Origin of the sequence: Streptomyces sp. NPDC079020, assembly GCF_044542225.1 — a bacterium.
In the GTDB taxonomy this organism is placed as follows: Bacteria; Actinomycetota; Actinomycetes; order Streptomycetales; family Streptomycetaceae; genus Streptomyces.
This window is the reverse complement of record NZ_JBITUB010000005.1, coordinates 378,256-391,256: the sequence shown is the minus strand read 5'-3', so window position 1 is coordinate 391,256 and position 13,001 is coordinate 378,256. Positions and strand designations below refer to the sequence as shown.

Here is a 13,001-nt window from a genome sequence, read left to right as displayed (position 1 = left end):
GGCCGGTACGCCGCGCCCGGCGGCCGCGGCACACCTCCGCGACCCCTCGCACAATGTCCTCCTGGGACTACTGTCGCGTGGGGACATTTTCAGGTGTACGGTGCAACTATGAATCCGGAACGGAAGACCCCGGAGAGGCGCAGCCGCAAGGCCCGCCGGACCCGGGACACGCTGGCGCAGGCCGCGTTCGAGCTGGTGCTCGACCGGGGACTGCGGAACGTCACGGTCGAGGAGATCGCGGAAGCCGCGGACGTCGACCGGCGCACGTTCAGCCGGTACTTCACGAGCAAGGAGGACGCCGTCCTTGACTCCGTACGGGGCGACGGCGACCGGATCAACGACGCCCTGCGGGTCCGCCCCGTCGCCGAGTCACCCCTCACCGCCTACCGGCGCGCCGTGCTCGACTGGCTCGGCGACCCGGTGGCGGAACCCTGGCACCGCCGCCCCCGGATCTTCGAGCTGATGGTCGTCGCCGAGCGGGAGCCGACCCTCTACGCGGCCTTCCACCACATCCGGGTGGACGCCCAGGAGGACTCGGTCACCATCCTCGCGGACCGGCTCGGCGTCGACCCCCGGCTGGACATCCGCCCCGCCGTCACGGTCGCCGCGGGGGCGGGCGCGCTGCTCGCGGCCCAGGCGGCCTGGGTACGAGGAGGCCGCCCGGACGCCCTGCCCGAGCTGGTCGTCCAGGCATTCGACGCCCTCACCGCGGACCTGCTCACCCAGCAGCGGGCCGGGGCGGCGCCGCACAGCGGGGCCGGGGCGGCGCCGCACAGCACCACAGAAGGAAAGGCAGCATCATGAGCAACAGCACCCCCACCGACGCGGAGTTCGCCGGCCGCACGGCCCTCATCACCGGCGGCGCGTCCGGCATCGGCCTCGCCCTGGCCCGGCGGCTCGCCGCGAGCGGAGCCGCGGTCGTCGTCGCCGACTACGACGAGGAAGCCGCCCGCAGGGCTGCGGCCGAGCTGGAGAGCACCGGCGCGAAGGCCGCCGCGGTCGCGATGGACGTGACCGACCCGGCCTCGGTCGAGGCGGCCGTGCGCTTCACCGTCGACACGTTCGGCGCACTGCACCTCGCCGTCAACAACGCGGGTATCGGCGGCCCCAGCAACCCCACCGGTGAGTACGCCGTCGAGGACTGGAACCGCGTCGTGGCCACCAACCTCAGCGGTGTCTTCTACTCCATGCGCTACGAACTGCCCGCCATCGTCGCCGCCGGCGGCGGCGCCGTGGTCAACATGTCCTCGATCCTCGGCACCAACGGCTTCGCCGGTTCGCCCGCGTACGTCGCGGCCAAGCACGGCGTCGTCGGCCTCACCAAGACCGCCGCCCTCGAATACGCCGCCCGGAACGTCCGGATCAACGCCGTCGGCCCCGGCTTCATCGACACCCCCCTGCTGCGCAACACCGAGGGCCCGGCCCGCGACCACCTGATCTCGCTGCACCCGGCCGGCCGCCTCGGCACGGCGGAGGAAGTCGCCGAACTCGCTGCCTTCCTCCTCTCCGACAAGGCCTCCTTCATCCACGGCAGCTACCACCTGGTGGACGGCGGCTACTCAGCCTCCTGAACCGCCCGAGTGGCGGACCGGGGGCACGGGGGCGAGAAAGAGAACAAGGAAGACCGAGGAGATCCCATGAAAGCCGTTCAGTACCGTGCAGTCGGTTCCGCTCCCGAGGTCGTGACCGTCCCGGACCCCGAGCCCGGCCCCGGGCAGGTGCTGCTGAAGGTCACCGCCGCGGGCGTCTGCCACTCCGACATCGCGGTGATGAGCTGGCCCGCCGACCAGCTCCCCTTCCCGCTTCCCCTCACCCTCGGCCACGAGGGCGTCGGCACGATCGCCGCACTCGGTGACGGTGTCACCGGCTTCGCGACCGGCGATTCCGTCGCCGTCTACGGCCCCTGGGGCTGCGGTACGTGTGTGAACTGCGCGGCGGGCAAGGAGAACTACTGCCTGCGCGCCAAGGAACTCGGCATCATGCCGCCCGGACTCGGTGCCCCCGGCGCCATGGCCGAGTACATGATCGTCGACGACCCGCGCCACCTGGTGCCGATCGGTGGCCTCGACCCCGTGAAGACGGTGCCGCTCACGGACGCGGGGCTGACCCCGTACCACGCGATCAAGCGCTCCCTGTCCAAGCTGGTGCCCGGTGCCACCGCCGTGGTCATCGGCACCGGCGGCCTCGGACACGTCGCGATCCAGCTGCTGCGCGCCATGACCGCGGTGCGCGTGATCGCGCTCGACGTCACCGAGGACAAGCTCGCCCTGGCCCGCGCGGTCGGCGCCCACGAAGCCGTACTCTCCGACGGGAACGCGGCGGCCACGGTGCTCGAACTCACCGGCGGCCTCGGTGCTCAGGTCGTCCTCGACTTCGTCGGCGCCCCGCCCACCGTGAAGACGGCCGGAGCGGTCGCGCGCGTCGACGGTGACGTCACGATCGTCGGTCTCGGCGGTGGCGCGCTGCCCGTCGGCTTCGGCACGCTGCCCTACGGCACGACGGTGACCTCCCCGTACTGGGGCTCGCGCAAGGAGTTCGTCGAGGTGCTCGACCTCGCCCACGCCGGGTCGGTCGATGTCCATGTGGAGACCTACTCCATCGACGAGGCGCCCCTCGCCTACGAGCGTCTGCACTCCGGCAGGATCAACGGCCGGGCCGTCATCCTCCCCAACGGCTGAGCCCAGGCCCCCGACGACGGGTCCGGCCCCGACCACGGGTCCGGCCCCCGACCACGGGTCCGGCCCCGACCACGGGTCCGGCCCCCACCGCCCGGCCACGACCCGAGCACGCCCACCGCCCACCCGGCACGCGGGCCGCCGCAGCACAACGACGGCCCGCGTTCTCCTGTCCGGCCGCGGTCCTTCCTGTCCGGCCGCCGTGCCGATTCCCGTGCGACCGGCCCCGTACATGGGCGAGACTGGCCCCATGGAGTTCCTCGTACTGATGACCCTTCCCGGACTGGTGATCGGGCTGACCGTGCTCGCCTTCGTCGACCAGGTGCTCCTGCGTGCCGGGCGGGCCGGGGTGCTGCCCTGGCGCAACAGCGCCCGGCAGGGCCAGGTCTCGGCGACCGGCTTCGAACAGCTGCACGCGAGCTTCTCGCCCGGCAAGCAGAGCGAACTGAAGGAGCGCCAGAGCGCACTGCTGATCAAGGACGACGAGGAGGACGGCGCCCCGCCGAACAGGACCACCATCGACCTGACCGGCGGCCGGGCGGTCATCCGTCTCCCCAAGGCGGGCTGACCTCGTTTATTGCCGAGCGGGTCCGTCCGGCTCTCGCTAGACTCGGTTCCATGGGTCTGTACTCGTACTACTTCTTCCGCTGATTCCCGGCCAGGACGCCGCCGCCCGACGCTGAGCGTCGCAGGGTGACCCGCAGGGGCACCGAGGCGTGCCGCAGTCCCCTTCCGCCGTCCGGCATCCACGCACCGCCGCGCGCTCCCGCGCGCCCTCGCGGGCTTGTCCACAGGGAAGAAGCACCCATGTACCCCCAGCGCGACCGCGCCCAGCTGACATTGAAGGACGTCTCCAAGACCTACGGTGACCGCTCGGTACTCGACCAGGTGACGCTCACGGTCCGCCCCGGTGAGAAGACCGGCATCATCGGCGAGAACGGCTCCGGCAAATCCACACTGCTGCGGCTGATGGCGGGGGAGGAGACACCGGACGGCGGCGAGATCACCGTCCGGTTCCCCGGCGGCGTCGGATACCTCGCCCAGACGCTCGTGCGCGCCCCCGGCGACACCGTCCAGGACACCGTCGACGCGGCGCTCGCCGAACTGCGCCACCTGGAACGCCGCATCCGCGCGGCGGAGGAGGCGCTGTCCACCGCACCGGAACCCACGGACGAGGAACTCGCCGCGTACGGCGACCTCCTGACCGCGTACGAGGAACGCGACGGCTACCGGGCGGACGCCCGCACCGACGCTGCCCTGCACGGTCTCGGGCTGGCACACCTCACGCGCGACCGCCCGGTCTCCACGCTCTCCGGCGGGGAGCAGTCCCGGCTGGCGCTGGCCTGTGTGCTGGCCGCCGCCCCCGAACTGCTGCTGCTCGACGAGCCGACCAACCATCTGGACGTCCGGGCCGTCCACTGGCTGGAGGAGCACCTGCGTGCCCACCGCGGGACCGTCGTGGCCATCACGCACGACCGGGCCTTCCTGGAGCGCGTCACCTCCGTGATCCTGGAGGTCGACCGCGATCTGCGCGGCGTCACCCGGTACGGGGACGGCTGGGACGGCTATCGCACGGCGAAGGCCGCGGCCCGGCGCCGCTGGGTCCAGGAGCACCAGGACTACTTGACGGAACTGGCCCGCACCGAGGAACTGGTGAACGCGGCCGGGCAGCGGCTCATGGCCACCGGAAAGGATCCGAAGGAGGGCTACGGCAAACACCGCCGCTCGCACGAGGCCAAACTGTCCGGCCAGGTCAGGGCCGCCCGGACCCGCCTCGAAGCGCTGCGCCGCTCACCCGTGCCCGCCCCGCCCCCGCCGCTGGCCTTCACCGCCGGGCCGGCCCTCGCCACCGACACCGGCGGGCACGGGCCGCAGCCGCTGCTCACCCTGGAGTCCGTCGGTGTCGGAGACCGGCTCCACCTGCCCGCCCTGCGGGTGGAACCCGGTCAACGGCTCCTGGTCACCGGGCCCAACGGCGCCGGGAAGTCCACCCTCCTGCGGGTTCTCGCGGGGGATCTCACCCCGGACACGGGAACGGTCCGGCGGCGGGCCGGGGTCGGCTACCTCCCGCAGGAACTCCCGGTCCGGCCGACCCGGCGTTCGCTGCTGGCGACCTTCGCCGCGGGCCGTCCCGGCTTCCCCGACGAGTACGCGCGGGAACTGCTCGGCCTCGGCCTCTTCCGGCCCGAGGACCTGGCCGTTCCCGTCGCCGCGCTCTCCATCGGCCAGCAGCGCAGGCTGGCGCTGGCCCGGCTGGTCACCCGCCCGGCCGATCTGCTGGTCCTGGACGAGCCGACGAACCACATCGCGCTGAGCCTGGTGGAGGAGTTGGAGGAAGCCCTCGCGCAGTACGGCGGGGCCGTCGTCGTGGTCTCGCACGACCGGGGCTTTCGCGACCGCTTCACCGGGGACGTGCTGGAACTGCGGGCCGGCCGCCCGGTCCGCGGCCCGCAGGAGGCCGGCGGGGCGCGGCGCACGCGACGGGCCCGGGACGCACGAGAGACGGCGGACCTGCGGGAGACCGGCTATCCGCCCGTGGAGTCACGCGTCTCGCGGACATGACCGCGCAGGCGGTCGAGGAAGACCCGCTGGCCCGTGACCAGCCGCTCGGCGGCCTGCTCCGGCGTGCACCAGGCGAACCGGTCCATCTCCGGGAACTCCTGCTGCACGCCGGACCCCCGCGGCCATTCCATCGTGAAGGTCCCCGGTACGGCCGTCGCCGGATCCAGCCCGGCCTCCAGCGCCCATACGGTCACCGTCTTGCCGCTCGGCTGCCGCGCGGAGCCGAGCGGTACCCACTCACCCTGCGGAACCGGTAGCCCCAGTTCCTCCTCGAACTCCCGGCGGGCGGCCGCGGCGGGCTGCTCCTCGGGGCCGTACTCGCCCTTGGGGACCGACCAGGCGGCCGCCTCGCGGCCTGCCCAGAACGGGCCGCCCATATGGCCGATCAGTACCTCGAACTCCGGCCCGTCCCCGGTCTCCGTCACCCGGTAGAGGAGAAGGCCCGCGCTGCGCTTGAGCGTCGACATGCCGTCAAGTGTGCGGCCCCCGACGGCGGGCCGCCACGCCGTCGCGGCGCACCCGGGTGATCATGACCGTCATCCGCCCGCCGCGTGGTGTTCCCCGCGATGTCCCCGTCGTCCCCTGGTGCCTCCCCGTCCGTGCGGCCATGCTGTCCGCCGTCAGTGCTTTCCGCCCGTGCAACCAGCTGCTTCCCAGGAGGACTTGTGGGCCTTGGCATAGTCGGTACCGCTGTGCGGCCGCTCGTGCTGCTCGCGATGGCGACCGCGATGACCGCCGGGGCCATCGCCCCGGCGGCCGCCGATTCGACCCCCGACCCCCGCCCCCGTGACGCCGCCGAAGTCCTCAGACTCGTCGCCCCGCCCGCCGCGAGCGGAGCGGCCGGCGCGGTCCGCTCCGTGGTGGACGGCGACGGCATCGAGACCGCCCGTACGTCCCGGCCGATCGCCCCCGGTGTCCGCCTCAGCTCGTACGACCGGCTGGAGTCCGACAAGTGGCTGCGGGTGGACGCTCTCTCCGTGGACCTCGGCGGTGACGAGGTGCGCGCCGACTACCTCTCCTCGGGCAAGGTCGCCGACCGGCGCCCGGTCTCCGAGCTCGCCGCCCGGCACGATCCGGGACGCGGCCGGCGTACCGTCGCCGCGATCAACGCGGACTTCTTCGACATCAACGAGACCGGTGCTCCGCTCGGTCCCGGCATCAAGGACGGCCGGGCCGTCCACTCCCCGGCACCGGGCATCCACCGGGCGGTCGGCATCGGCCCGCAGAGCGCGGGCCGGGTCCTGGAGCTGTACTTCGAGGGCACGCTGACCCTCCCGTCCGGCGAGCACCCGCTCGCCGCGTTCAACGCCGCGAACGTGCCCGCCCAGGGCGTGGGCGCCTACACCTCGGCCTGGGGCAGCGCGGACCGCCGGCTGACCATCGACGCCGCCGCCCCGGTCGCGGAAGCCGTCGTACGGGAGGGGAAGGTCGTCTCCGTGTCGGACACCCCCGGCACGGGCCCCGTCCCGGACGGAACCACCGTCCTGGTCGGCCGGGAGGCGGGCGCGGCGCTCGTGACCGCGCTGCGTCCGGGCGACCCGGTCGCCCTCGCCTACCGGGCGCGCACGGACGGCGGGCCCGTTCCGCGCACGGCGGTCGGCGGCCGGGAACTCCTCGTCGTCGACGGCACCGCCCAGAACCACGACGGTGAGGGCAACAACACCGCGGCGCCCCGTACCGCCGTCGGCTTCTCCAAGGACGGCCGCACCATGCAGGTCGTCACGGTCGACGGCCGGCAGGCGGACAGCGGTGGCGTCACCCTCACCGAGCTCGGCCTGATGATGCGCCGTGCCGGTTCGTACAGCGCCCTCAACCTGGACGGCGGCGGCTCCTCGACGCTCGTCGCCCGCGAGCCCGGCAGCGACTCGCTCCAGGTGGAGAACAGCCCGTCCGACGGCAGTGAACGCACCGTCCCCAACGGCCTCGCCCTGACCGCCCCCGACGGCAGCGGGAGACTGAAGGGCTTCTGGGTGGAGACCCGGACCCCCGCCGGCGCCGCACCGGGCACCGATCCGGTCAAGGGCGGCCACCCGGACCGGGTCTTCCCCGGCCTGACCCGTTCCCTCACCGCCGCCGGTTACGACGAGACGTACGGCCCCGCCGCGGGAGCACCGCGCTGGGGCACGGGCCCGGCGGCCGGCCGGGTCGACAGCCACGGTCTCTTCACCGCCCGCCGCAGCGGCAGCACCGAGGTGACGGCCCGGCGCGGAGCCGCGCACGGCAGCATCCGGCTGACCGTCCTGGACAAGCTCGCCCGCATCGAGCCGACGACACGGCGCGTCGGTCTCGCGGACGCGAAGGCCACGGGAACGTTCGGCTTCGTCGGGCTGGACGCCCACGGCACCAGTGCCGCCGTCGAGCCGCGCGACATCGAACTCGACTACGACCAGACACTGTTCGACATCCGTGACAACGGCCAGGGATCCTTCGACGTCCGCTCCCGCACCGGCGGCGGAGCCGGCCGGATCACCGCGACCGTCGCGGGCGTCACCACCGTCCTCGCGGTCGGTGTCGGCCTCACCGAACAGGCCGTCGCCGCCTTCGACGACGCCGCGGCCTGGAAGTTCAGCCAGGCGCGCGCCGACGGTTCGCTCGCCGCCACACCGGAGGGCCACACCGGCACCGGACTGAAGCTCACCTACGACTTCACCCGGTCCACCGCGACCCGCGCCGCCTACGCCACCCCGCCCGCGCCGGTCACCGTACCCGGACAGCCCCAGTCGTTCCGGCTGTGGGTCAAGGGCGACGGCAAGGGCGCCTGGCCGACCCTCCACCTCAAGGACGCGGCGGGCTCCGACCAGTTGCTGCGCGGCCCGTACATCACCTGGACCGGATGGCGGCAGATCACCTTCGCCGTTCCGCAGGGTGCCGCGATGCCGCTGAGCGTGCACCGGTTCTATCTGGCCGAGACGGCGGCTGCCCAGCAGTACACCGGCGAGATCGTCATCGACGGCCTGACGGCCCAGGTCCCGCCCACCGTCGACCTGCCCGCACAGCCGGTACCGTCCGACCCGCTGATCGGCCCGGCCGCGGCGGCCGAGCGCCGGGACTGGCGGTTCGCGGTGATGTCGGACGCCCAGTTCGTCGCCCGTGACCCGGACAGCGCGATCGTCGCCCAGGCCCGCCGCACACTGCGCGAGATCAGGGCCGCGCGGCCCGACTTCCTCGTTGTCAACGGGGACCTGGTGGACGAGGGCTCGCCCGCCGACCTCGCCTTCGCACGGCGGATCCTGACCGAGGAACTCGGCGATTCCGTGCCCTGGTACTACGTACCGGGCAATCACGAGGTGATGGGCGGCCGCATCGACAACTTCGTGACCGAATTCGGGCCCGCCCAGCGGACGTTCGACCACAAGGGCACCCGGGTCATCACCCTCGACACCTCCAGCCTCAGCCTGCGCGGCGGAGGCTTCGCCCAGATCGGAAAGCTCCGGGAGCAGCTCGACGCGGCCGCCCGGGACCGCCGGATCGGTTCGGTCATGGTGATCGAGCACGTACCGCCGCGCGACCCCACCCCGCAGCAGGGCAGCAGGCTCGGCGACCGCAAGGAAGCCGCCCTGGTCGAGCAGTGGCTCGCCGGCTTCCGCCGTACGACGGGCAAGGGCGCGGCCTTCATCGGCAGCCACGTGGGCGTCTTCCACGCCTCGCACGTCGACGGAGTCCCGTACCTGATCAACGGAAACTCCGGCAAGGCCCCGGCGGGCCCCGCAGGCGAGGGCGGATTCACCGGCTGGTCCCTCATCGGCGCCGACCGGGTCCAGGCGGGTGAACAGGCGGCGGCCCGCAACAGTCCGTGGCGGGGAGGGCCCGACTGGGTCTCCGTCCAGACCCGGGCACATGTCGACTCCCTCGTCCTCGACGCACCGGCCGTGATCCGCCCGGGGGAGCGGACGAAGGTGGGCGCGAGCGTCGTCCAGAGGGCGCGTTCCGTACCCGTGGCCTTCCCGCTCAGCGCGGACTGGACGGGTTCGCCCAACGTGTACATCGGTGACCCGGACGACGCCCGGAAGCGCCACACGGCCGTCCTCGACCCGGTCACCGGCATTCTCACGGCGTTGCGGCCCGGCACCATCACACTCGCGGTGACGGTCAACGGCACGACGCAGCGGGCCCGCGTCGAGATCGCGGCGACGGCGGCGACGGCGGCGGTGGCAGCGGTACCGGCCGCCTGACAGCCGGCCGGCCCCGGTCCCGTGTCCCCCTCGGGTGGACACGGGACCGGGTCGTATCCGGGGCCGGCCAGCAGCCGGCTCCGGGTCCGGTCCGGGGCCGGCCACCGTGCGGATCAGGCTCTGTTCGGATCAGGCCCCGGGACCACGGCCTCAGGCCCCGGGACCACGGCCTCAGGCCCCGGGACCACGGCCTCAGGCCTTGCGGTATCCGTACGCCTCCGAGGCCGCGGCCTCCACCGCCGCCAGATCCCCGCCCGCCGACGCGGTGACCAGGGCGGCCACGGCGCCCTCGACGAACGGTGCGTCGACCAGACGTGCCCCGGCCGGCAGCTCGTCGCCCTCGGCGAGCATCGACTTCACCGTCAGCACCGCGCTGCCGAGATCGACCAGTACCGCGATCCCGGCCCCGCGGTCGACCGACTCGGCCGCGCGGGCGATCAGTTCGGCGCTCGTCCCGAACCCCCCGCCGGGCAGCCCCCCGGCCGCGGCGACGGGCGCGGTGGCACCCCCCGCCGCGAGCCCCCGTGCCAGCTCGGCGACGGACTCGGCCACCGGCCCGCTGTGCGAGACCAGGACGATCCCGACCTGCTTGCGCGCACTCATGCGCCGCTCCCGTCCGCCGCCCCGCCGGCCCCGGCCGTTCCGGTGGTCCCCCCGGTCCCGGCCGGCTCTTCGGCCTCGACCAGCGCGGCGACCAGCAGTGCGGACGAGGCGGCCCCCGGATCCTCGTGCCCGATGCTGCGCGCGCCGAGATAGCTGGCCCGCCCCTTGCGCGCCTGGAGGGGAACCGTCGCCAGCGCACCGGCCCGCGCCGCGTCCCGGGCCGCCCGGAACGACGAACCCAGGGCGTCGGCGGCGGGCAGCAGCGCGTCGAGCATCGTCTTGTCCCCGGCCTGCGCCCCGCCGAGCTGCCCCACAGCCGCGACACCCGCGGCGAAGGCCTCGGCCAGCTGCCCCGACGTCACCTCGGCCGATTCGCCCAGGGCCTTGCCCGTACGCCGCAGCAGCGTTCCGTACAGCGGCCCGGACGCACCGCCCACGGTGGAGATCAGCTGTCGTCCGGCGAGGGCCAGCACGGCTCCGGGTGTCGCGGGGGCGTCCTTCTCCAGGACCGCCGTCACCGCGGTGAAGCCGCGCTGGAGATTGCTGCCGTGGTCGGCGTCGCCGATCGCCGAGTCCAGTTCGGTCAGACGGTCGGCCTCACGGTCCACGGCAGCCGCCATGGCGGCCATCCAGCGGCGGAAGAATTCGGTGTCGAGCACAAGGTCTCCTGTTCCTCGGGCCGGTCCGGCGCGGGGGATACGGGCGCTGTGTGCGCCGCGGACGGGCGAGGGCGGGCAGTACGGGCGGGAGCGGGACGGCCGGTACGCGGGGTGCCGGGGCTCAACGGCCCCAGCGGAGCGCGGCAGTCTGCACGGGTGCGTCCCAGAGCCGCAGCAGCTCCTCGTCGACCTGGCAGAGCGTCACCGAGCAGCCCGCCATGTCGAGCGAGGTCACGTAGTTCCCCACGAGCGTACGAGCCGCGGGTACACCGCGCTCGGAGAGCACCCGCTGCACCTCGGCATTGAACCCGTACAGCTCCAGCAGCCCGGTCGCCCCCATACCGTTCACGAGCACCAGTACCGGTCCGGTGGGCCGAAGGTCGTCCAGCACCGCGTGCACCGCGAAGTCGGCGATCTCCCCGGAGGTCATCATGGGGCGCCGTTCCCGGCCCGGTTCGCCGTGAATGCCGATGCCCAACTCCAGCTCGCCCGGGGGGAGATCGAACGTGGGGCTGCCCTTCGCCGGAGTGGTGACCGAACTCAGCGCCACCCCGAAGCTCCGGGACCGCGCGTTCACCTGCCGTGCCACCTCCGTCACCCGCTCCAGCGACGCGCCCTCGTCGGCGGCGGCCCCGGCGATCTTCTCGACGAACAGCGTCGCCCCCGTACCCCGCCGCCCGGCCGTGAACGTACTGTCGCTCACCGCCACGTCGTCATCGACGAGAACCTGGGCGACCCGTACGCCCTCGTCCTCGGCGAGTTCGGCGGCCATCTCGAAGTTCAGCACATCACCGGTGTAGTTCTTGACGATGAAGAGGACCCCGGCCCCGCTGTCGACCGCGGCGGCGGCCCGCACCATCTGATCCGGTACGGGCGAGGTGAAAACCGCCCCGGGGCAAGCGGCGGAGAGCATGCCCGGCCCGACGAAACCGGCGTGCAACGGCTCGTGCCCGGACCCGCCGCCGGACACGAGCCCGACCTTCCCGGCCACGGGTGCGTCGCGACGCACGACCACCCGGTTGTCGACATCGACGGTCAGCTCGGGGTGCGCGGCGGCCATGCCCCGGAGCGCGTCGTCGACCACGGTCTCCGGGACGTTGATGAGCATTCTCAACGGTTCCTCCTGGGGTGATTAACAGGCAAGCCGCCGAAGCGAAGGAGTTGCGGGCCACTTGCTCATGGGGTGGGGCATTCGATGGAGTGTGCTTCGGGACAGGCATTCTCTGTTTCCCCAGCTCTCCAGTTGTTGTAACGGGCGCAGAGTACGGTGCAGACTCGGCCGACGATTTCGCCCATCGCTCGCGAGCCGAGGACCAGCAGCTCGCCGTCGCCCGCCGCGGCGACGAGACTGGGTAGCGGGTCCGCCGGGAGCAGGCGAGTGCTGACGGTCAGTCCGGGCGGCGATCACGTAGACGGGCAGTGGTGCGGTCGAGCAGGTCCTGCGCCCGCTCCTCCACGGGCTCGCGGGACACGGATGGCAGGAGCGCGTCGGGCGACGGCTCCTTCACGTGCGCCAGGACGACCTCGGTGCCGCGTAGCGCAGCCTCGTCCGCCGCCCATTCCGCCGCAGCGTTCGCCGTTCCATGCCGCCGAGGCCGGCCACGATGCTCCGCGTCACGACCGGTCACCGCCTCGACCGTTCGGAAGGGCGTCGTCGGTGTTCCATGCGAGACGGGTGGTCGAGACCGATACCACGCCGCCGACCGTCGCGCACAGTTGCTCGACCGTCGGAAGCATGCTCGGCAGCGGCAGCTTGCCGGTGAGTTCCACCCGGCCGTCGCGTACCTCGGCCATCACGACGGAAAGGTCGGGGCGGAGCGTGCCGAAGAGCACGTCGATGATCTCGTGCCGGAGATCCTCGTCCTCACGGAGGAAGACCCCCAGGAGATCGCCAAGACTCACGATGCCCGCCAAACGGTTCTCCTCGTCGGCGACGACGAGCCGTGTGTTCCGCCCATCGGCCCTCCAGGGCGGGGAGTTCGGTGGTGGCCCGCAACAGGCCGGTCTCCGAGACACGCCGAGCAGGCGTCGGTCCTCGTCGATGACAGGGACCGCTGGGACGTCGTGCGTGCGGTGGTCGGACACGGGACGGAGCACCCTGGTCTTCCCGGGCCTCCGGCAGCCCTGGCGCGGGTGGTCAGCCGGTGGTTTCCTGAAGGTGAGGAGGGGCCCTCCCGGAGGGACGCGGAGAAGCGGCTTCGCACCGCGCACGGCGGGATCAGGATCCGTGAGAAGCGGATGGCCCCGCTCTCGTCATGTCCCCCGTCCGGCGCCGTGTCCGGGCCGCTGTCGGTACCGGGCGGACCGCGCCCGGTACCGACCGGCCCTAC

General features: G+C 73.1%; 12 protein-coding genes. 6 read left to right on the top strand and 6 right to left on the bottom strand.

What is annotated here, in order from left to right:
- The first annotated feature begins 108 nt into the window (after positions 1-108).
- The 5 genes from ACIGJO_RS13505 to abc-f all read left to right on the top strand — a co-directional run bounded on the left by ACIGJO_RS13505 (position 109) and on the right by abc-f (position 5,237).
- Positions 109-804, top strand: coding sequence for a TetR family transcriptional regulator (locus ACIGJO_RS13505; protein ID WP_399956680.1), 696 nt, complete (start codon positions 109-111; stop codon positions 802-804).
- A complete protein-coding gene (locus ACIGJO_RS13500; protein WP_399956677.1) occupies positions 801-1,571 on the top strand; it encodes an SDR family NAD(P)-dependent oxidoreductase in 771 nt (256 codons plus the stop codon). The genes ACIGJO_RS13505 and ACIGJO_RS13500 overlap by 4 nt, the downstream gene beginning before the upstream one ends.
- Before the next feature lie 66 nt (positions 1,572-1,637).
- Complete coding sequence (locus ACIGJO_RS13495) at positions 1,638-2,678, top strand: NAD(P)-dependent alcohol dehydrogenase (protein WP_399956674.1); 1,041 nt, start codon at positions 1,638-1,640, stop codon at positions 2,676-2,678.
- Between the two features lie 247 nt (positions 2,679-2,925).
- On the top strand, positions 2,926-3,243 hold the full coding sequence (locus ACIGJO_RS13490) for a DUF6191 domain-containing protein (RefSeq protein WP_399956671.1): 318 nt from the start codon (positions 2,926-2,928) through the stop codon (positions 3,241-3,243).
- 239 nt (positions 3,244-3,482) lie between these two features.
- The gene (abc-f, locus tag ACIGJO_RS13485) at positions 3,483-5,237 is read left to right on the top strand and encodes a ribosomal protection-like ABC-F family protein (protein ID WP_399956668.1); all 1,755 of its coding nucleotides are present in this window, start codon (positions 3,483-3,485) and stop codon (positions 5,235-5,237) included.
- Here the strand turns inward: abc-f and ACIGJO_RS13480 are convergent.
- Entirely contained in the window at positions 5,201-5,704 is a 504-nt protein-coding gene (locus ACIGJO_RS13480; protein ID WP_399956665.1) for an NUDIX domain-containing protein, read from the bottom strand. The genes abc-f and ACIGJO_RS13480 overlap by 37 nt on opposite strands.
- A gap of 249 nt (positions 5,705-5,953) precedes the next feature.
- On the opposite strand from ACIGJO_RS13480, the gene ACIGJO_RS13475 reads away from it, so the two are divergent.
- The gene (locus tag ACIGJO_RS13475; protein WP_399956956.1) at positions 5,954-9,409 is read left to right on the top strand and encodes a phosphodiester glycosidase family protein; all 3,456 of its coding nucleotides are present in this window, start codon (positions 5,954-5,956) and stop codon (positions 9,407-9,409) included.
- Positions 9,410-9,601: 192 nt separating this feature from the next.
- Here ACIGJO_RS13475 and ACIGJO_RS13470 read toward each other — a convergent pair whose 3' ends face one another.
- The 5 genes from ACIGJO_RS13470 to ACIGJO_RS13450 form a co-directional block, all read right to left on the bottom strand.
- Entirely contained in the window at positions 9,602-10,012 is a 411-nt protein-coding gene (locus ACIGJO_RS13470; protein WP_399956662.1) for a PTS-dependent dihydroxyacetone kinase phosphotransferase subunit DhaM, read from the bottom strand.
- The gene (gene dhaL / locus ACIGJO_RS13465) at positions 10,009-10,671 is read right to left on the bottom strand and encodes a dihydroxyacetone kinase subunit DhaL (protein WP_399956659.1); all 663 of its coding nucleotides are present in this window, start codon (positions 10,669-10,671) and stop codon (positions 10,009-10,011) included. The genes ACIGJO_RS13470 and dhaL overlap by 4 nt, the downstream gene beginning before the upstream one ends.
- Positions 10,672-10,792: 121 nt before the next feature.
- Positions 10,793-11,779 (bottom strand): dihydroxyacetone kinase subunit DhaK, encoded by a 987-nt coding sequence (dhaK, locus tag ACIGJO_RS13460; RefSeq protein ID WP_399956655.1) that lies wholly within the window; start codon positions 11,777-11,779, stop codon positions 10,793-10,795.
- 280 nt (positions 11,780-12,059) lie between these two features.
- Positions 12,060-12,299 carry a universal stress protein gene (locus tag ACIGJO_RS13455; RefSeq protein WP_399956652.1) on the bottom strand — a complete coding sequence of 80 codons (240 nt, stop codon included), beginning with the start codon at positions 12,297-12,299 and terminating at the stop codon, positions 12,060-12,062.
- On the bottom strand, positions 12,286-12,687 hold the full coding sequence (locus ACIGJO_RS13450; protein ID WP_399956953.1) for a hypothetical protein: 402 nt from the start codon (positions 12,685-12,687) through the stop codon (positions 12,286-12,288). Before ACIGJO_RS13450 ends, ACIGJO_RS13455 begins: the two co-directional genes overlap by 14 nt.
- Positions 12,688-13,001 lie beyond the last annotated feature (314 nt).